The organism is Micromonospora yangpuensis, from assembly GCF_900091615.1.
GTDB classification, from domain to species: domain Bacteria; phylum Actinomycetota; class Actinomycetes; order Mycobacteriales; family Micromonosporaceae; genus Micromonospora; species Micromonospora yangpuensis.
This window is the reverse complement of record NZ_FMIA01000002.1, coordinates 4,104,818-4,123,355: the sequence shown is the minus strand read 5'-3', so window position 1 is coordinate 4,123,355 and position 18,538 is coordinate 4,104,818. Positions and strand designations below refer to the sequence as shown.

The following is an 18,538-nucleotide window of genomic DNA, read 5'->3' as shown; positions in this document are numbered from 1 at the left end:
GCCCCGTCTGGGCGGAGGCGAAGGGGGCATGACGGGCGAGTTCACCGGACTGTCCGCCGTGGTGACCGGCGGCGGCTCCGGCATCGGCCTGGCCACGGCCCGCCTGCTCGCCGAGCGGGGCGCGGCCGTCGCCTGCCTCGACCTGGACCCGTCCGGGGTGCCGGCCCCGCTGCACGGCCTGCGGTGCGACGTCACCGACGACACCTCGGTGGCCGAGGCGGTCACCGCCGCCGCCCACCGCCTCGGCGGCATCGACATCCTGGTCAACAACGCCGGCATCGGCGCGCAGGGGACCGTCGAGGCGAACCCGGCTGACGAGTGGCATCGGGTCTTCGACGTCAACGTGGTGGGCGTCGTCCGGGTCACCCGGGCGGCCCTGTCCCACCTGCGGGCCTCCGCCAACGCCGCCGTCGTCAACATCTGCTCCATCGCGGCGACCGTGGGCCTGCCCAACCGCGCGCTGTACAGCGCGACGAAGGGCGCCGTGCAGTCGTTGACCCTGGCCATGGCCGCCGACCACGTCGCCCAGGGAATCCGGTTCAACTGCGTCAACCCGGGCACCACCGACACCCCCTGGGTACGCGGACTGCTCGACTCCGCCGCCGACCCGGCCGCCGAACTCGCCGCCCTGCGGGCCCGCCAGCCGATGGGGCGGCTGGTCGCCGCCGACGAGGTCGCCGCCGCGATCGCCTACCTGGCCAGCCCGCTGGCCGCCGCCACCACCGGGACCGTGCTCGCCGTCGACGGCGGCATACACGGGCTCCGCCTTCGGCCGGACGCCACGGCGACCTCCGGTGGCGAAAGATCCGTCCCGGCCAGCGAATAGAGGAAACCCATCACGATTGGCGTAACCGCCGGCGTCGCCATGGCTGCGGCGCTCGTCGCGTCCACGGCGGCCTGCAGCGCGGCTCACCAGCGGCAAGGCCCAGGACTGACGTCGAGCGGTACCACGACACCGCCCCGCACTACGGTCTTCTGGGGCTGTCGGCGAGACCGTGGTGGACCAGATCCGCACGGTCGGCGTGGGGAGAGCGTCGCCCTCAGCCCGTCACGATCACGTGCAGGTTCCGGGGGCCGTGGACGCCCTCGACCCGGTCGAGCTCGATGTCGCTGGTGGCCGAGGGCCCGCTGATCCAGGTCAGTGGCCGGTGCGGGTCGAGGCGGGTCAGGGCGTCCGGGACGGTGGCGACGACCTGGTCGGTGCGCAGCACGCACACGTGTACGTCGGGTAGCAGGGTGATGATGCGGCGGCCCTGGTCGGGGCTGCCGTCGAGCACGATGGTGCCGGTCTCGGCGACGGCCACCGCCGCCGCGGTGACGACCCCGTCGGCGGCGGCGATCCGCGCCGCGGCGAGGCCGTCGTCGGGTACGGCGTGGACGGTCTCGGGCAGCCAGTGCCGGGGCAGCCCGGGCGGCACCACGACCTGTCGCCCGCCGAGCAGCTGGCCGACCAGTCCGGCGACGTCGGCGTCGGCGCAGCGGTGCACGGTGGCCCGGTAGTCGGTGAGCCGGTCCACGAAGACGTCCAGGTCGGCGGCGACGGCACCGGCGGTCCGGTAGTCGCGGGGGATCTCGTCGGGGGTGGGCCGGGGCTCGCCGAGGGCGGCCCGGAGCCGGCCGAGGATCGTCTCCCGTCCGGTCACCGTCCGGCCCACCACTGCCGGAAGGTCCGCGCGGGCGGGTCGGGCAGGTCGCGGCTGTCCGACCAGCCGGACAACGGTGGCGGCAGGCCGCGGCCGCGGCGGCCGGCGAGCCGGCTCAGCTTCGCGGCGCGCTGCGCGGCCGCGTACCGCGCGGGATGGTCCATGGTGTACGCGGCAGCGGCCATCGCCGTCGCCTCCGTGCGGGAGTGGGGTGCCTGGGCGCGCAGGTGGACCAGGATGGACGGAATGTCGATCATGACCGGGCAGGCGTCGTAGCAGGCCCCGCAGAGCGACGACGCGTACGGCAGGGAGGCGTTGTCCGCCACACCGGTCAACTGCGGGGAGAGCACCGCGCCGATCGGCCCCGGATAGACCGAGCCGTAGGCGTGCCCGCCGGTGCGTTCGTACACCGGGCAGACGTTGAGGCAGGCCGAGCAGCGGATGCAGTGCAGCGCCTGGCGGCCGACCGGGTCGGCGAGCACGGCGCTGCGCCCGTTGTCCAGCAGCACCAGGTGGAACGACTGCGGGCCGTCGCCGGGAGTGACCCCGGTCCACATCGAGGTGTACGGGTTCATCCGTTCCCCGGTCGAGGCCCGGGGCAGCAGCTGCAGGAAGACCTCCAGGTCGCGCCAGGTCGGCACGACCTTCTCGATGCCCATGACGGTGATCAGGGTCTCCGGCAGGGTCAGGCACATCCGCCCGTTGCCCTCGGACTCGACCACGGCCAGCGTGCCGGTGTCGGCGACGGCGAAGTTGGCCCCGGACACCGCCACCCGGGTGCTCAGGAACGTCTCCCGCAGGTGTCGGCGCGCGGCGGCGGCCAGGGCGGCCGGCTCGTCGGTGAGCCCCGGGTCGACGCCGGGCATAGCCCGTAGGAAGATCTCCCGGATCTCTGCCCGGTTGCGGTGGATCGCCGGTACCAGGATGTGGCTGGGCCGGTCCTCGCCGAGCTGCACGATCAGCTCGGCCAGGTCGGTCTCCACCGGTTCGATCCCGGCGTCCGTCAGGGCTTCGTTGAGTCCGATCTCCTGGGTGGCCATCGACTTGACCTTCATCACCCGGTCGGCGCCGGCGGCCCGGACCAGGTCGGTGACGATCCGGTTGGCCGCCACCGCGTCGGTGGCCCAGTGGACCGTTCCGCCGGCACCGGTGACCGCCGTTTCCAGTTTCTCCAGCAGCTCGGGTAGCCGGGCCATGGTGTCGGTCTTGATCGCCCGCCCGGCCTCCCGCAACCGCGGCCAGTCCGGCACCTCGCCGATCACGGCCGCCGACTTGTTCCGGATCGTGGCGGTGGCGTGGCCGAGGTTGCGGCGTAGCTGGGCGTCGCCCAACGCCTGCCGGGCGGCGACCGGGAACGGCTCGGTGCCACGCAGGTGGCCCACGCCGGGCGGGGCGGTGGCGGGCATGCCGAGGAAGGTCTCGCTCATCGGGTACCTCCGGTGGCCGGGTCGGCTTCGGTGCTGGCGAGGATCTCGGCCAGGTGCACGGTCCGCACCCCGGCGCGGAGCCGGGACAGGCCGCCGCCGAGGTGCATCATGCAGGACGCGTCGCCGGCGGTGCACACCTCCGCCCCGGTGGCCAGCACGTGGCGCATCTTGTCGGCGAGCATCGCCGTCGAGGTGTCCGCGTTCTTCACCGCGAACGTGCCGCCGAAACCGCAGCACTGCTCCGCCTGCCCCAGCTCCACCAGATCCAGGCCGCGTACCGCGCGCAGCAGGCGGAGCGGCTTGTCGCCGACCCGCAACATCCGCAGCGAGTGGCAGGTCGGGTGGTACGTCACCCGGTGCGGGTAGTAGGCGCCCACGTCGGTCACCCCGAGCACGTCGACGAGGAACTCCGACAACTCGTACGTGCGGCCGGCGACCTCCTCGGCCCGGCTGGCCAACCGCTCGTCACCGGCGCGCCGGGCCACCATGGTGTGCTGGTGGCGGACGGAGCCGACGCACGAGCCGGAGGGCGCCACCACCGTGTCGTACGGGGCGAAGGTGCGTACGTGCCGGCGGACCAGCCGCAGCGCGTCGTCCGGGTAACCGGTGTTGACGTGCATCTGACCGCAGCAGGTCTGCCCCTCGGGAAAGACGACCTCGTGCCCCAGGCGTTCGAGCAGCCGGACGGTCGCCACCGCCGCCTGGGGGAACAGGGTGTCGGCCAGACAGGTCACGAACAGTGCGACGCGCATCGTCAACCGACCATCCGTTCCTCGGCGGCGGCCCAGGCCGCCTGGTCACCACCCGGTCCGTAGTGGACGAAACGGTGGGTCTGGCGCAACAGGGCCCGCAGCGCCGGCAGGCCGCCACCGATGGCGCCGGCGGCACGGGCCTGCACCAGGATGTTACCCAACGCGGTGGCCTCGACCGGCCCGGCGATCATCGGCAGTCCGCAGGCGTCGACCGGCACGAGAGGGCACCCGCCGCCAGGCGGGTGCCCCTTCGCGAGCAGAGCGTCCAGTGACTACCGGAAGGTGACGTCACTTCTGTTGACCTTGCAGTTGGCGTCGTTCCAGCCCTCACCGAGGTAGCTGGGTTCGCTGCCCTTGGCCACGCCCTTGTACTTGCCGCAGATGGTGGCCGAGCCGATGACGACCACGCGGGTGATCGTCGCGGTGTCGTTCCAGTTGCTGTTGATGCCGGCGAGCATGTCGATGTCGTCGACGAGGACGTTGTCGATACGCACGTGGCGGGTGTGTGAGGTGGAGCAGTTGCCGCAGCCGCGGTACAGCTTGCCGGATCCCCTGAGGTAGAAGCCGGAGATGTTGACCGTGCCGTTGCCGTTGTGCTGGAAGGTCTTGTCGCTGCCGCTACGCGCGCCGCCACCGATGACGTACGAGGTGCCGCCGTTGGTCTGCTTGAAGGTGGCGGCGTCCTCACCGATGTCGTTCCACCACACGTTGCGGATCGTGCAGGTGCCCTCGCAGTGCACGCCGTCACCGGCGGGCGAGCCGAGGATGACGTTCTGCAGCGTACCGCCGTTGGCGATCTTGAACATCGGGTCCTGCGACTCGCCCTGCCCACCGTCACCGATGCAGCAGTAGGTCTTCATCCCGCCGTCGAAGGTGCCGGAGACGTTGACCGTGCCCGAGATGCTCACCGAGCCGGCCGACGACGGCCACGCGCCGGTCGGCGTGCCCGGGTTGGTGGGCGGGTTGGTGGGTGGGTTCGTCGGCCCACTGGTCGGGGGAGTGGTCGGGTTCGACCCGCCGCTGGAGTACGTCTCGAACTCGGCGATCCGCGGCGTGCCGGACGCGCTGGTGATGACGAAGGAGACCTTCTTCAGCGACGTCGAGGAGAAGTTGATGGTGCTCGGGGCGCTGCTGCCGCTGGCCAGGACGGAGCCCGTGTCGTGGTTCTTGAGCTGCCAGCCGCTGATCGAGCCGCCGCCCGAGGACTGCACGATGACGGCCGAGGACACCGTGGTGGCGCTGCCCCACTTGACCGAGATCGTGCCGGTCGAGCCGCTCGGCGACCAGTAGGTGCCGGCGTTGCCGTCCGTGACGTTGCCGTAGCTGGTGCCACTGGCCTTGCTGGAGCCGTCGGCGCCGGCGCCGAGGCTCAGGTTCGTGGCGGCCGAGGCGCTGGGAACGTGCAACGCCAGCGCGACGACGGCACCTGCGACCACAGTGGCACCGCCGGCCAACCACCGTGTGACGACTTTGCGTCTCATCCGATTCACCTTTCGAGCATGAGTACCGTGTACGGGAAAGCGCTTTCCATAAACGATAGAGGTCGATCGATGGTGAGGCAAGCATCACACCTTATTAGCCTGGTTTGTTCGGTAAGAGCCGACAAAGCGCGGGTGCTGCGGCGTTGCCGGATCGGTGGGCACGCCACTCTGGCCGGCGCCGACCACAGCACAGCCGCCGGCCGCCTCGCGGTCGGGAGTCCGGCCTCCTGGGCGGGCCGGGGCGTCGCTGCCCAACCGGTACCCCGACGGAGGGCACCTGGGCTGGGGGGCGGCCACTCGGACGTGGCCGTCCCCCGACGGGTACTGCGGATGGGCCCGTTCAGCGATTCGCGGCCCCGTCGCCAGCGACGCGCTCGAACCGTACCCGGCTCAGCCATCCCGGCAGGTCGCTGAGCACGTACAGTTCGCCGCGCGCGTCGGCGTCGATCGCGGTCGGTTGGGTGGGGAAGCGGCCGATCGTGGCGGTCTCGTAGCCGCCCGTGGGTTTGGGGCGTACGGCGAACGCGAGGGTCGAGCAGTAGTCGCTCGCGATGTAGGTCCCCCGCGCCTCCGGGGTGGCGGACCCGCGGTACACCACGCCGCCGGTCACCGAGCAGCTCTCGGTCATGAAGTGTTCGTACTCGAAGACCGGGTCGGTGTACACCACGCCCGGGCGGCACTGCGCCGGGTCGAACACCGGCGTGCCCTCCCGGCAGGACCAGCCGAGGTTCGCCCCACCCTGCGACGGGCGGATGTGGTTGATCTCCTCGACCAGGCCCTGGCCGACGTCACCGATCCACAGTGAGCCGTCGACCGGGTCGACGGAGAACCGCCACGGATTGCGCAGCCCGTAGAGCCAGATCTCCGGCCGCGCGCCGCGCTTCTGCACGAACGGGTTGCTGGCGGGTACGCAGTAGGGCTTCGCCCCGCAGTTGCGGTTGACGTCGATCCGCACGATCTTGCCGAGCAGGGTACTGAGGTCCTGACCGGCCTTGTACGGGTCGTTCGTGTGGCCGCCGTCGCCGAGGGACCAGTAGAGGTAGCCGTCGCGGCCGAACGCCACCTGTCCGCCGTTGTGGTTGTTGTACTCGGCGTGCTCCTGAGTGAGCAGCACCTGGAGCCGCTCGGGAGCGCCGATCGGCAGTCGCGCCAGGGTCAGCGCGCCGGCCGGCAGGCTCGTGTAGGCGACGTAGAGCATCCCGGTCCGCGCGAAGTTCGGCGCGGGCGTGATGCCGAGGAGGCCACGTTCGTTGCCCGACGTGTCGATCCGGGCGGTCAGGTCGAGCACCGGCTGGGTCGCCAGGCCGGTGTCGGGATGGTAGGCGCGGACGGTGCCGTTCTTCTCCGCGATCAGCATCCGGCCGTCCGGCAGTCCGGTGAGCGCGATGGGACGCCGGAGACCGGTAGCCACCTGTTCGGACACCACGGTCAGCTCGGTGAGGGGCACCGCTGCCCTGGTGGGGGAGGTGCCGGCCGCCGAAGTCGGTGGCAACAGGAGCGCGGACAGGACCAGGACGAGCAGTCCTGCCAGTGCGGGGGCTGGATGACGACGCCAGCGCGACATGTTCTCAGCTCCTCGAAGCGGGTGCGGTGGAAACGGGATGCGGAAACGGCTCCACCATACATCCACAACTATCAATGCCAAAGTGAAGGAGAAGCATGCCAAGGTCGGTGGGGTGCCGACGTCGTCCGGGGTGGGGTGGGCGACCGGCAGGGGCGCATACATGTGACGTACGTGCTGGGACGCGCGGTGCCGGAGGTCCCGGGGCGGTCCTGCTTGACGAGCTATGGACTATCCGTAGCTGTGCGGGTAGAAATACATCTGATGTTCGCCCTGGGTGTCGTTGCTCCGGCCGCACATCAGACCACGCCTCAACGGGCCGCCGGTCGGCACCGATCGAACCTCCGGGTGCAGACGGCGACTGCGCTGATCTCTTCGGTAGTGATCTTCGACGTGCGATTCCCGACCCCGCGGCACCGCGACGGATCCGACGCCGTGCCGCGGCTCGCGGTGTGACAGGACGGAGTGAGCAAGATGCAACGCTACGGCGCGGTGATCCGGCTACGCCCGGAACGGCGTGCGGAATACCTGCGGCTGCACGCCGAGGTCTGGCCGAGTGTGGAGCAGACGCTCCGGGCGGCCAACATCCGCAACTACACGATCTTCCTGCACGACGACCTGCTCTTCGGTTACTACGAGTACGTCGGCACCGACCACGCCGCCGACCAGGCCCGGATCGCGGCCGACCCGCAGACGCGCCAGTGGTGGCAGCTCACCGATCCGTGCCAGCAGTCCCTGGCCGAACCGGACTCCGGGCACTGGTGGGCGCCGATGCAGGAGGTCTGGCATCTCAGCGAAGGCGGGACGGCATGACGCAGAGTTGATTGGTCTCGGGAGCCGAGCATGCCGGACGGCTGGCGGTGGGATGAGAGTCTGTTCCGAGGTAGTGCCGCCTACTACGACCGGGGGCGGTTGCCGTACGCGCCGGGCTACACCGACCGGCTCGCTGAGACGTTCGGGCTGGACGGTCGCGGTCGGCTGCTGGATGTGGGCTGTGGTCCGGGCACGGTGATCCTGCCGTTCGCGCGGTACTTCGACGAGGCGGTGGGCGTGGACCCGGATCCGGGGATGCTTGTCGAGGCGGGGCGGCGGGCCGATTCCCTCGGTGTGCGGAACGTGACCTGGGTGCAGGCCCGTGCGGAGGATCTTCCCTGCGGGCTGGGAGCCTTTCAGGTGGTGGTCTTCGCGCAGTCGTTCCACTGGACCGACCGGGACCGCGTCGCGGCGACCGTCCTGGAGATGCTGCAGCCGGGCGGTTGGGTCGTGCACCTCAGTGACCTGAAGACGCCCCGCGCCGATCCGGCTCCGCTGCCGCGTCCGGCCCCGCCGTACGACCGGATCGTCGCGCTGACCAGGGCGTACCTGGGTGAGGTGCGTCGTGCCGGGCAGGGCGTCCTGGTGAACGGGACGCCCGGCGGCGAGCGGGCGATCCTGGCTCGGGCCGGCTTCGCGGATCTGAGTCGTCTCGTCATCGCGTCCGGTGCGGTGGTCGAACGCAGCGCGGACGATGTCGTCGCCTGGGTGTTCTCACGGTCGGACATGGCACCGCACCTGTTCGGCGAGCGGCGGGAGGACTTCGAGCGGGACCTGCGCGAGCTGCTGCGGGAGGTCTCTGCCGACGGCGTCTTCGCCGAGCAACTGCCGGACACCGAGATCCGGTACGGGCGGAAGCCCCTGCCATCCTGAGGTGACCCGCCATCCGGGCCCCGGGGACGGGGGCCGCGTCGGCGGTGATGTCGAAGAGCTCGACGCCGAGCCGTTGTCCGTCGGGTCATCCGCCGCGACGCACCGCGATGGAGTAGAACAGCGCCTTACGTAGCCCCGGCATCTCCTGGTCGATCCGATCGGCCAGGGCGCGGATGGCGCGTTTGTGTGCTCTCAGCTCGCGCCACCGCGCGTGGAGATCCCGTGCCCCTTCGTGTAGTCGTCGCCGAGGACTCGCCGCTGCTCCGGGAGTGCCTCGTCGGCATCCTGAGCCGATTCGGCCACGAGACCATCGCCGCGGTCGCCGACGCCGACGCCGTCGTGGAAGTGGTGCACGAGGACCCGCCGGACCTGTTGATCACCGACGTCCGGATGCCGCCCAAGCATGCCGACGACGGACTGCGCGCCGCGGTGGCGCTGCGCGAGGCGCTCCCCGGTCTGTCGGTGCTCGTGCTCAGCCAGTACGTGGAACAGTCCTATGCCGTCAAACTCCTCGACTCCGACGACGGCGCCGGCGTGGGATACCTGCTCAAGGACCGGATCGGCGCGGTCGCCGACTTCATGACCGCCGTCGACCAGGTGGCGGCCGGCGAGACGGTCGTCGACCCGGACGTGGTCCGCCAGCTCATCCGCCGCCGGCAGAGTCCGCTCACCCGGCTCAGCCCGCGCGAGCAGGAAGTCCTGGCCCTCATGGCGCAGGGACGATCGAACGCCCACATCGGAGCGGCGCTCCACATCAGCGATGCCGCGGTCAACAAACACGTCGGCGGCATCTTCAACAAACTTGACCTACCGGTCGTCACCGATGGGCACCGCCGCGTGCTCGCCGTCCTCGCCTACCTGCGCGGCTGATCCGCCTGGTCCGGCATCGCCCGATCCACCTGATTCGGCATCGCCCGATCCGTACCGAGGAGCGAGTGCCGCTGGATCACGGGATCGTCGTCGACACCGTCGGAGCCGCCGGCTGCTGGGAGCAGAGCATCGGGTGCAGCAACCGGGACAGGTCGGCGACGTCGGCGGCGGGTCGCGCGAAGCGCACCCGGGTCTGTCGGGTCGCCCCGGGTCGACCGTACGCGACGAGTAGGCCGTACCGGTCGATCCGGAGCACCTGCGGCGACTCGGTGCCGGAGAGCTTCAGCCGCCGGCGCAGGTAGCCCGCCACCTGCTCGGCGTGGTGGTCGGTGAGGTCGGCCAGCAACTCCGCCTCGACGGCGTGCAGCGGGTCGGGCTCGGCCCGCGCGTACGCCTGCGGGTCGATCCGGCGGGTTGCGCCGGCGTGCTCCCAGCGGGCCTCGGCCACCTCGAAGCGGTGTAGCTGGAACCGGTTACCGACGTCGAGCAGGTCGCCGGCCGGTTGGGTGGCGGCGAAGTCCATTGCGGCCTGACGTGCCTCGTCGCCGTCGAGGCGTTCGGCCCAGCCGGAGAGCCAGGCCCGGCCGAGTGCGGGAGCGCTGGTGGTGGGCGGTAGGTCGCGCACGTCGAGGACGGTGGCGACGTCGGTGTCCCCGGGGGGCGGCGTGAGCGCCGTGGCCAGGTCACCGGGGGTCGGCACCAGCAGCAGCACCCGGCCGTCGGGGTCGGTGGCGTGCCGGACCTGGTGCGGGCCGGCGCTGCGGGCCAGGTGGGCGAGGGCGGGCAGTCGGCCCGTGACGAGCGTACGCACGATTTCCGCCGGGCTGGGTCGCATGATCCCGAACTCCTCAACGTAGGTTAGCCTTACCTAAGTTGCAGGCTAGACCATTCGATCGGAGACGTCGACGTGAACCACCCCCGCCCCAAGGTCCGGCTCTCCCGAGCCCTTGGCATCCCACTGACCCGCAAGTGCGTGCGGTACTTCGAGCGACGTCCCTACCCGCCGGGCGTGCACGGCCGCAACCGGCGCAAGACCTCCGACTACCAGGTGCGACTGCTGGAGAAGCAGCGGCTGCGTCACCAGTACAACGTCAGCGAGGCCCAGCTGCGCCGCACGTTCGACGAGGCCGTCCGGGGCGCCGGGAAGACCGGCGAGTCGCTGGTCGCGCTCCTGGAACGGCGACTCGACGCGGTGGTGCTCCGGGCCGGGCTGGCCCGCAGCATCTACCAGGCGCGCCAGCTCGTCGGGCACGGCCACTTCACCGTCGACGGGCGCAAGGTCGACCGGCCCTCGTACCGGCTGCGGCCCGGACAGGTGGTCGCGGTACGCGAACGCAGCCGCGCCCTGCCACCGTTCCAGCTCGCCGCCACCGGCGCGCACGCCGACGACCGGCCCCGGCCGTACCTGTCGGTGGAGCTGACCGGGCTGCGCGCCACGCTGCTGCGCGAGCCCGCCCGGCACGAGGTGCCGGTGATCTGTGACGAGCAGCTCGTGGTGGAGTTCTACTCCCGCTGAGCGGTCAGCGGCGACCCGGTCCACCGTACGTGCCGCCGGTGCGGCACCGGCGGGTCGCCGCTGCCCACCGCGGGCCCCGCGGTGGCGTCGGTGCGGATCGGCTGCGTGCCGGTGGTGGCCCGGGCGGTCCACGCCGCCCACAGGCGGGCGTAGCTTCCGTCCGCGCCGACCAGATCGGCGTGCGGGCCACTCTCGACTATCTCACCATGGTCCATGACGATGATGTGGTCCGCGGCCACGGCCTGGGTGAGGCGGTGGGCGACGACCAGGGCGGTGCGCCCCTCCAGCGCCGAGGCGGCCGCCTGTTCGAGGTCGCGCGCACCCGCGCTGCCGGCTTCGGCGGTCGCCTCGTCGAGCACCACGACCGCCGGGTCCAGCAGCACCACCCGGGCGAGCGCCAGCTGCTGGGCCTGCGCCGCGGTCAGCCGGTGGCCGCCGTCGCCGACCACGGTGTCCAGGCCGTCGGGGAGGTTGAGCGCCCAGGCCAGGGCGCCGACGCGGGCCAGGGCCGCGGTGAGTTCCTCCGGCGTGGCGTGCGGGCGGGCCAGCCGCAGGTCCTCGCCGAGCGGGCCGGCGAACACGTGGGTCTCCTGACTGACCAGGGCGATCGTGCGGGCGGGCAGCTCGGTGACGGGGACGCCGCCCAGGGTGGCCTCGCCGTGCCCGGGGCGCAGGACCCCGGCGGCGATCGACGCGACGGTGGTCTTCCCGGCGCCGGTGGAGCCGACCAACGCGACCACCTGGCCCGGCCCGACCCGCAGGGAGACGTCGCGCAGCACCGGCGTGGCCCCGTCGTAGCTGAAGCTGACACCGGCCAGGACGAGGTCGTGCGCTGACGTCGCGGTGCCGCCCGTACGGCGTTCGGGATCCGTGCGGAGCACACCGACGAGGCGGGCCAGGCTCGCTCCCGCGTCCTGGGCCTTGTCGAAGGTGACCATCAGCATGAGGATCGGGCCGAACAGGCGGTGCAGCAGCAGCGCGGCCGCCGAGACCTCGCCGAGGGTGACGGTGCCCTGGCGGACGAGCAGGAACCCCACCACCAGCACCGCGCCGAGCCCGGTCAGATCCGCCCCGTTGATGCGTCCCACGAACCGGGTGTAGAGGGCGAACACGCTCGTCGAGATGTCCCGGGCGCGTGCGGAGGCAGCGGTGATGCCGGCGAGGTGCCGATCCTCCAACCGGTAGGCGTGCACCGTGCGGATGCCCTGCGTGCTCTCGACGAACTGCTGCGACCGCTGCGCGATGGCGACCCGCTCGGCCGCGTATGCCGGTGCGGCCTGGGGGAGGTACCACCGTAACCCGAGCAGGTAGAGCGGGACGGCGACCGCGCCGGCCAGCCCGAGCCGCCAGTCGATGCCGATGATCGTGCCGAGGCTGATCGCCGCCAGCAGCACTGCCGAGATCATGGTGGGTAGGACCTCGGAGACGGCCCTGTCGATGGCGCTGACGTCCGCGCCGACCCGCGAGACCAGGTCGCCCCGGCCCGCCCGGTCGAGCACGGCCACGGGCAGGCGCAGCGCGGTGTCCAGGACACGTTCGCGCAGGTCGGCGAGAATCCGCGCGCCCAACCGGCGGATCAGTTGGGCGCTGAGGCCGGTGGCCAGGCCGCCCACGACCGCGGCGGCCACGATGACCACGGCGACCGGCACGAGTGCGTCGGTGCCGCCACCGGCCCGGACCCGGTCGACAAGCAGGCCGAGGGCGTAGGCGGGAACGATCGCGGTGGCCGCGGCGAGCAGCCCGACGACCAGGGTGAGGCCGGTGGCGCCCGGGCGGGCCCGCAGTTGTGCGCCGAGCCACGCTCTGCTCTCGCGCGGGCTGGCCACGGGCAGGACCGGGTGGGTCATCGCAGCACCGCCCGGCGGTAGCTGTCGTGGTGCGTGACGAGTTCGGCGTGGGCGCCCTCGGCGGCGACGGTGCCGTCCCCGATGAACACGACCCGGTCGGTGGCGGCCAGCAGTGTCGGGCTGCTGGTGATGACGAGGGTGCCGTAGCCGGCACCCGGCCCGTGCCGCAGCGCGCGGATGCCGTCGGCGATGGCCCGTTCGGTGACCGCGTCGACGGCGGTGGTCGGTTCGTGCAGGACCAGCAGCGGCGGCCTGGCGAGCAGCGCGCGGGCGAGCGCGACGCGTTGGCGTTGGCCGCCGGAGAGGTTCGCGCCGCGCTCGGTGACCGGCATGCGCAGGCCCTCCGGATGCTGGTGTGCCACCTCGTCGGCGGCCGCGGCGCGCAGGGCCTCGGTGAGTCGTTCACCGTCGTCTTCGTGGAGGGCGATGTTCGAGGCGAGGGTGCCGGTGAACAGGTCGCAGCGGTGCGGTTCGCTGTGCAGCACGCGACGCGCCCGGCCGCGGTCCACGGCCTCCAGCCGTTCGCCGCCGAGCAGGATGTCACCGGTGTAGGCGTCGGGTACCGCCAGCAGCCGCGCCAGCGCCTCGGCGTCCGCCGGCCGGCGAGCCACCACACCGACGAACTCTCCGCTGTGGACGTCCAGGTGCAGACCGGCCAGAGGACCGTACGTCACGTCGGCCAGGCGCAGCTCGCACTCGCTGCCGCCGGGTGCGGCGGCACCTTCGGGCAGGACCACCCCGGCCCGGACGACGGAGGCGACCCGGTCGGCGGCCGCGCGGGCGGCGGCGGTCCAACTGGGTACGACCGCGAGCACGCCGAACGGTTCGATGAGAAACTGCGCCGAACCGATCACCGTGATGAACTGGCCGACCGTGATGCGGCCGGTGAGCGCGAACCAGCCCGCCATGAGCGCGATGCCCCCGGCCAGCAGGGTGCTCAGCATCGTGGACGCGCCCAGGTAGGTGTTCTGGGTCCGGGAGGCGCGCAACGTGGCCGCCAGGGCGTGGCGGTTCACCCGGCGGTACCGCTCGACGCCGGCGTCCTGGGCGCCGATGCCGCGCAACGGACGCAGCCCGGTCACCAGGTCCGTGGCGAGCGCGCTGGCCCTACCTGCCTGGTCCTGCTGTTCCCTGACGCGTCGGGCGATCAGCGGTGCGGTGCGGTTGAGGACCGCCAGCACGAGCGGGATGGCGATCAGCACGGTCAGCCCGAGCGGCGTCGAGATCAGCAGCAGCGCGACGGCGCTGACCGCGACCGCCACCAGCGCGCTGGTGATCCGCGGAATGTGGTCGAGCAGGTAGGAGGTGTACTCGGCATCGGTGGTGGTGACCGCGAGCAGGTCGCCGGTGTGCCGCTCGGTCCGTAGCACGCGCGGGTCCAGGATCCTCGCCGCCAGCTCGACCCGTAGCTGGTGGCCCTCCTCGGCGATGGCCCGTTGCAGGTGTCGCGCGCCGAAGCGGTACGTCACCACCAGGACGAGGTAGACCGACGCCAGGACCGTGATCCAGCTGAGCAGTGCGGAGAGGTCTCCGGTGGCCACGCCCCGGTCGACGATGACGCCGACGAGGATCGGCACCAGGGCCGCGCAGAGCTGGTAGACGCCGGCCAGGGCCGTTCCGGTCCAGAGGCGTCGCCCGTTGCGGGTGACCGCCCTACGCAGGATGGCGGTGCCGGCACTGGCCTTGCTCACTGCCTTGTACCCCCTGGTAGACGGCATCGGGAACGTGGAGTACTTTACCGATCACGTCTTAGGTAAGCCTTCCCTTACTATGTGAGTTGGAGTACTCCTTATGCGCCCCTCCCGGTTGCTCGCCGGAATCGTCGCGGTCACCACCACGCTCGTCCTCGCTGCCTGCGGCGGTTCCGCCGGCACCGACGACACGCCCGCCGCGTCCGGATCCGACACGGCGACGTTCCCGCTGACCGTCACCCACGCCCTGGGCACCATCACGATCGAGAAGAAACCCGAGCGGGTCGCCACCGTCAACTGGGCCAACCACGAGGTCCCCCTCGCCCTGGGGGTCGTCCCGGTCGGCTACGCCAAGGCCAACTTCGGCGACGAGGACGGTGACGGACTGCTGCCCTGGGACGCCGCCCGGCTCAAGGAACTCGGCGCTTCGACACCGGTGCTGTTCGACGAGACCGACGGCATCGACTTCGAGGCGGTGGCGAACACCAGACCGGACATCATCCTCGCCGCCTACTCCGGCCTGACGAAGCAGGACTACGACACCCTGACGAAGATCGCGCCGGTCGTCGCGTACCCGCAGGCGCCCTGGGCCACGTCGTGGCGCGACAGCATCAAGCTGGAGAGCCGGGCCCTGGGCCTGGCCGCCGAGGGCGACGCGCTGATCACCAAGATCGAGAAGCAGATGAAGGACGAGGCCGCGCGCTACCCGAAGCTGGCGGGCAGGTCGGCGATGTTCCTTACCCACCTCGACCCGACGGACCTCAGCAAGATCAGCTTCTACACCACGCACGACACCCGGGCCCAGTTCTTCACCGACCTCGGTATGACCCACCCGGAGAGCATCGCGAAAGCCTCCGCGGCGACCAAGGAGTTCAGCCTCACCCAGAGCGCCGAGCAGGTGCAGAACCTCAGCGACGTGGACATCATCGTGACCTACGGTGACGCCGACGGTGCCACCCTGGCCACCCTGCAGAAGGACCCGCTGCTCTCCAAGATCCCGGCGATCAAGCGGGGCTCCTTCGTCTCACTGCCCGGCAGCACCCCGGTGGCCACCGCCGCCAACCCGACGCCGCTGGGCGTCTCGTTCGTGCTCAAGGACTACGTCGACCTGCTCGGCAAAGCCGCCGACCAGCTCTGATGACCTGCGACACGACATCCGGGCCGGACGTCGCCCTGCGGCGACGCCCGGCCCGGACCCGCCTGACCTGGCTCCTGGTCGTCCTCACCGCGCTGCTGCTGGCTATGACCGCGTCGGTCGCCTTCGGCTCCCGGATCGTCGGCTGGGCCGACATCACCGCCGCTCTCGGCGGCATCCACGACACGCTCGACCAGGCGGCCGTGGTCAAACGCCTGCCCCGTACGGTGCTCGCGGCCCTGGTCGGCGCGGCGCTGGCCCTGTCCGGGGCCGTGATGCAGGGCGTCACCCGTAACCCGCTCGCCGACCCGGGCATCCTCGGCGTGAACATGGGCGCGATGCTGGCGATCGCCGTCGCCATGGCCACCGTCGGGATGCACACCGCCACCATGTACATCTGGGTCGCCATCGCCGGAGCGGCGGTGTCCGCACTGTTCGTCTACGCGGTCGGCTCGCTCGGTCGCGGCGGTGCCACCCCGCTCAAGATCGCCCTGGCCGGGGCGGCCACCTCCGCCGCCCTCGCGTCGCTGGTGGTCGCGGTCGTGCTGCCCCGCGGCGACATCGCGGAGAACTTCCAGTCCTGGCAGATCGGCGGCGTCGGCGGAGCCACCTGGGACAGCATCGGCCAGGTCCTGCCGTTCCTGCTCGCCGGCCTGGCCGTCTGCCTGCTGTGCGCCCGGGCCCTGAACTCCCTCGCGCTCGGCGATGAACTCGCCGCCGGCCTCGGCGAACGCGTCGCCCTGGTACGCGGGATCGCCGCCGCCGGCGCGGTGGTGCTCTGCGGCGCGGCCACCGCGGTCGCCGGCCCGATCGCCTTCGTCGGCCTGATCGTCCCGCACCTGTGCCGGCTGCTCGTCGGACTCGACCACCGTTGGCTGCTGCCGTTCGCGACCCTGGCCGGCGCGGTGCTGCTGACCGCCGCGGACGTCGCCGGTCGGGTGGTGAACCGCCCCGACGAGATCGAGGCCGGCATCATCACCGCCCTGATCGGCGCACCCTTCTTCATCTACGTCGTCCGCCGGCAGAAGGTACGCGAACTGTGAGCACCCCGACCCTCCACGCCGTCACCCGCGGCCGGGTGCGGCGCAGCCGACGACGACGCGCCGTGCTGACCGCCCTCGGGGCGGCGGTGGCCGCCATGGTCGTCGTCTCGCTGATGGTCGGGCAGACCGTCTACCCACCCGGCGACGTGCTGCGGGTCGTCCTCGGCGACACCGTCCCCGGCGCCTCGTTCACGGTGGGTGAACTCCGGCTGCCCCGGACCGTCCTGGCCCTGGCGGCCGGGCTCTGCTTCGGCATGGGCGGTGTCACCTTCCAGACCATGCTGCGCAACCCGCTCGCCAGCCCCGACATCATCGGCATCAGCTCGGCGGCCAGCGCCGCCGCGGCCTTCGGCATCATCGTGCTCGGCCTCGGCGAGACGGGCGTCTCGGTCTTCGCCATCGTCGCCGCGCTCGGCGTCGCCGTTCTCATCTACCTGCTGTCGTTCAAGGACGGGGTGGCCGGCACCCGGCTCGTGCTGATCGGCATCGGCATCGCCGCCATGCTCAACAGCGCCACCTCGTACGTCCTCAACCAGGCCGGCCAGTGGGACCTGCAGGCGGCGACCCGCTGGCTCAACGGCAGCCTCAACGGCTCCACCTGGGACGAGGCCGTTCCGGTGCTGGCCGCCCTGGCCGTGTTCGGCCCGCTGCTGCTGACCCAGGCCCGCAGCCTGACCATGCTGCAGCTCGGCGACGACACCGCCGCGGCGCTCGGCACCCGGCTGGAGCGTACCCGGCTGATCTCGATCGTCGCGGCCGTCGGCCTCATCGCGTTCGCCACCTCGGCCACCGGGCCGATCGCGTTCGTGGCCTTCCTGTCCGGACCGATCGCCGCCCGGCTGGTGGGGGCCGGCGGCTCACCGCTGGTGCCGTCCGCCCTGGTCGGCGCACTGCTGGTGCTGGTCGCCGACTTCCTCGGCCAGTTCGCCTTCGACATCCGCTTCCCGGTGGGTGTGATCACCGGGGTCCTCGGTGCCCCGTACCTCATCTACCTGCTCGTCCGCTCGAACCGCGCCGGAGGCTCGTTGTGACCACCGACCACGCACTGACGACCGAGAAACTGACCGTCGGCTACGGCGACCGCGTCGTCATCGAATCGCTCGACCTGCTCGTCCCGCCCGGCCGGATCACCGCGATCGTCGGCGCCAACGCCTGCGGGAAGTCGACGTTGCTGCGGTCGATGTCGCGGCTGCTCGCCCCGCGAACCGGTCACGTCATGCTGGACGGCCGGCAGGTGCACCGGATGCCGGCCAAGGAACTGGCCCGCACCCTCGGCCTGCTGCCCCAGTCGCCGATCGCGCCGGAGGGCATCACCGTGGCCGACCTGGTCGGCCGGGGTCGCCACCCGCACCAGCGCCTGCTGTCGCGATGGAGCAGGGACGACGACCGTGCGGTGGCCGCCGCCCTCGACGCCACCCAGACCGCCGACCTGGCCGACCGGTCGGTCGACGAACTCTCCGGTGGGCAGCGTCAACGGGTGTGGATCGCGATGGCGCTGGCCCAGCAGACCGAGCTGCTGCTGCTCGACGAGCCGACCACCTTCCTCGACGTCAGCCACCAGGTCGAGGTGCTGGACCTGCTCACCGACCTGAACGCCACCCGCGGCACCACGATCGTGATGGTGCTGCACGACCTGAACCTGGCGGCCCGCTACGCGGGCCACCTCATCGCGCTGGCCGACGGTGGACTGCACGCCGCCGGGCCGCCGACCGAGGTGCTGACCGAGGACTGTGTACGGGCCGTCTTCGGCCTGGACAGCCGGGTCATCGCCGATCCGGTCTCCGGTCGGCCGCTGATGTTGCCGATCGGCCGACACCACGTCTCGGCCGCCCGGGTATAGCCCCACCAGGTGGGAGCTGCCCCTGCGCGGCCTGACCACGGCCGGG

Annotated in this window: 18 protein-coding genes; 9 read left to right on the top strand and 9 right to left on the bottom strand. The window is 71.8% G+C overall.

The window, feature by feature from the left end:
• The first annotated feature begins 28 nt into the window (after positions 1 to 28).
• Entirely contained in the window at positions 29 to 826 is a 798-nt protein-coding gene (locus GA0070617_RS18615) for an SDR family NAD(P)-dependent oxidoreductase (RefSeq protein ID WP_091439914.1), read from the top strand.
• Positions 827 to 1,040: 214 nt separating this feature from the next.
• Here the strand turns inward: GA0070617_RS18615 and GA0070617_RS18610 are convergent, their stop codons facing one another.
• The 6 genes from GA0070617_RS18610 to GA0070617_RS18585 form a co-directional block, all read right to left on the bottom strand.
• A complete protein-coding gene (locus GA0070617_RS18610; RefSeq protein WP_091446646.1) occupies positions 1,041 to 1,643 on the bottom strand; it encodes a LutC/YkgG family protein in 603 nt (200 codons plus the stop codon).
• Positions 1,640 to 3,070, bottom strand: a complete 1,431-nt coding sequence (locus GA0070617_RS18605; protein WP_091439911.1) for a lactate utilization protein B — start codon at positions 3,068 to 3,070, stop codon at positions 1,640 to 1,642. Before GA0070617_RS18605 ends, GA0070617_RS18610 begins: the two co-directional genes overlap by 4 nt.
• A complete protein-coding gene (locus tag GA0070617_RS18600) occupies positions 3,067 to 3,822 on the bottom strand; it encodes a (Fe-S)-binding protein (protein WP_091439909.1) in 756 nt (251 codons plus the stop codon). The genes GA0070617_RS18605 and GA0070617_RS18600 overlap by 4 nt, the downstream gene beginning before the upstream one ends.
• Before the next feature lie 2 nt (positions 3,823 to 3,824).
• Positions 3,825 to 4,040 carry a hypothetical protein gene (locus GA0070617_RS18595; protein ID WP_217628842.1) on the bottom strand — a complete coding sequence of 72 codons (216 nt, stop codon included), beginning with the start codon at positions 4,038 to 4,040 and terminating at the stop codon, positions 3,825 to 3,827.
• A gap of 54 nt (positions 4,041 to 4,094) precedes the next feature.
• Positions 4,095 to 5,303: a pectate lyase gene (locus tag GA0070617_RS18590; RefSeq protein WP_091439906.1), complete on the bottom strand. Its 1,209-nt coding sequence runs from the start codon at positions 5,301 to 5,303 to the stop codon at positions 4,095 to 4,097.
• Between the two features lie 340 nt (positions 5,304 to 5,643).
• The gene (locus tag GA0070617_RS18585; RefSeq protein ID WP_175440578.1) at positions 5,644 to 6,867 is read right to left on the bottom strand and encodes a PQQ-dependent sugar dehydrogenase; all 1,224 of its coding nucleotides are present in this window, start codon (positions 6,865 to 6,867) and stop codon (positions 5,644 to 5,646) included.
• Between the two features lie 471 nt (positions 6,868 to 7,338).
• On the opposite strand from GA0070617_RS18585, the gene GA0070617_RS18580 reads away from it, so the two are divergent.
• The 3 genes from GA0070617_RS18580 (at position 7,339) to GA0070617_RS18570 (ending at position 9,420) form a co-directional block, all read left to right on the top strand.
• Positions 7,339 to 7,677, top strand: a complete 339-nt coding sequence (locus tag GA0070617_RS18580; protein ID WP_091446644.1) for an L-rhamnose mutarotase — start codon at positions 7,339 to 7,341, stop codon at positions 7,675 to 7,677.
• A gap of 30 nt (positions 7,678 to 7,707) precedes the next feature.
• Positions 7,708 to 8,550, top strand: coding sequence for a class I SAM-dependent methyltransferase (locus GA0070617_RS18575; RefSeq protein ID WP_091439899.1), 843 nt, complete (start codon positions 7,708 to 7,710; stop codon positions 8,548 to 8,550).
• 222 nt (positions 8,551 to 8,772) lie between these two features.
• On the top strand, positions 8,773 to 9,420 hold the full coding sequence (locus GA0070617_RS18570; protein WP_091439896.1) for a response regulator transcription factor: 648 nt from the start codon (positions 8,773 to 8,775) through the stop codon (positions 9,418 to 9,420).
• A gap of 76 nt (positions 9,421 to 9,496) precedes the next feature.
• Here GA0070617_RS18570 and GA0070617_RS18565 read toward each other — a convergent pair whose 3' ends face one another.
• On the bottom strand, positions 9,497 to 10,255 hold the full coding sequence (locus GA0070617_RS18565; protein ID WP_091439893.1) for a DUF2470 domain-containing protein: 759 nt from the start codon (positions 10,253 to 10,255) through the stop codon (positions 9,497 to 9,499).
• Between the two features lie 72 nt (positions 10,256 to 10,327).
• On the opposite strand from GA0070617_RS18565, the gene rpsD reads away from it, so the two are divergent.
• A complete protein-coding gene (gene rpsD / locus GA0070617_RS18560; protein ID WP_091439890.1) occupies positions 10,328 to 10,936 on the top strand; it encodes a 30S ribosomal protein S4 in 609 nt (202 codons plus the stop codon).
• On the opposite strand, the gene GA0070617_RS18555 is transcribed toward rpsD, so the two are convergent.
• Both GA0070617_RS18555 and GA0070617_RS18550 read right to left on the bottom strand, forming a co-directional pair.
• Positions 10,924 to 12,783 carry an ABC transporter ATP-binding protein gene (locus GA0070617_RS18555; RefSeq protein ID WP_091439886.1) on the bottom strand — a complete coding sequence of 620 codons (1,860 nt, stop codon included), beginning with the start codon at positions 12,781 to 12,783 and terminating at the stop codon, positions 10,924 to 10,926. The two genes, rpsD and GA0070617_RS18555, sit on opposite strands and share 13 nt — an antisense overlap.
• A complete protein-coding gene (locus GA0070617_RS18550; RefSeq protein WP_229688600.1) occupies positions 12,780 to 14,474 on the bottom strand; it encodes an ABC transporter ATP-binding protein in 1,695 nt (564 codons plus the stop codon). Before GA0070617_RS18550 ends, GA0070617_RS18555 begins: the two co-directional genes overlap by 4 nt.
• 100 nt (positions 14,475 to 14,574) lie before the next feature.
• On the opposite strand from GA0070617_RS18550, the gene GA0070617_RS18545 reads away from it, so the two are divergent.
• Genes GA0070617_RS18545 through GA0070617_RS18530 form a run of 4 tightly spaced genes read left to right on the top strand, consistent with a single transcriptional unit; the run spans position 14,575 to position 18,492 of the window.
• Positions 14,575 to 15,612 carry an iron-siderophore ABC transporter substrate-binding protein gene (locus tag GA0070617_RS18545; RefSeq protein WP_091439882.1) on the top strand — a complete coding sequence of 346 codons (1,038 nt, stop codon included), beginning with the start codon at positions 14,575 to 14,577 and terminating at the stop codon, positions 15,610 to 15,612.
• On the top strand, positions 15,612 to 16,652 hold the full coding sequence (locus GA0070617_RS18540; protein WP_091439879.1) for a FecCD family ABC transporter permease: 1,041 nt from the start codon (positions 15,612 to 15,614) through the stop codon (positions 16,650 to 16,652). Before GA0070617_RS18545 ends, GA0070617_RS18540 begins: the two co-directional genes overlap by 1 nt.
• Positions 16,649 to 17,683 carry a FecCD family ABC transporter permease gene (locus GA0070617_RS18535; RefSeq protein ID WP_091439877.1) on the top strand — a complete coding sequence of 345 codons (1,035 nt, stop codon included), beginning with the start codon at positions 16,649 to 16,651 and terminating at the stop codon, positions 17,681 to 17,683. The genes GA0070617_RS18540 and GA0070617_RS18535 overlap by 4 nt, the downstream gene beginning before the upstream one ends.
• Positions 17,680 to 18,492, top strand: coding sequence for an ABC transporter ATP-binding protein (locus tag GA0070617_RS18530; protein WP_091439873.1), 813 nt, complete (start codon positions 17,680 to 17,682; stop codon positions 18,490 to 18,492). Before GA0070617_RS18535 ends, GA0070617_RS18530 begins: the two co-directional genes overlap by 4 nt.
• Positions 18,493 to 18,538 lie beyond the last annotated feature (46 nt).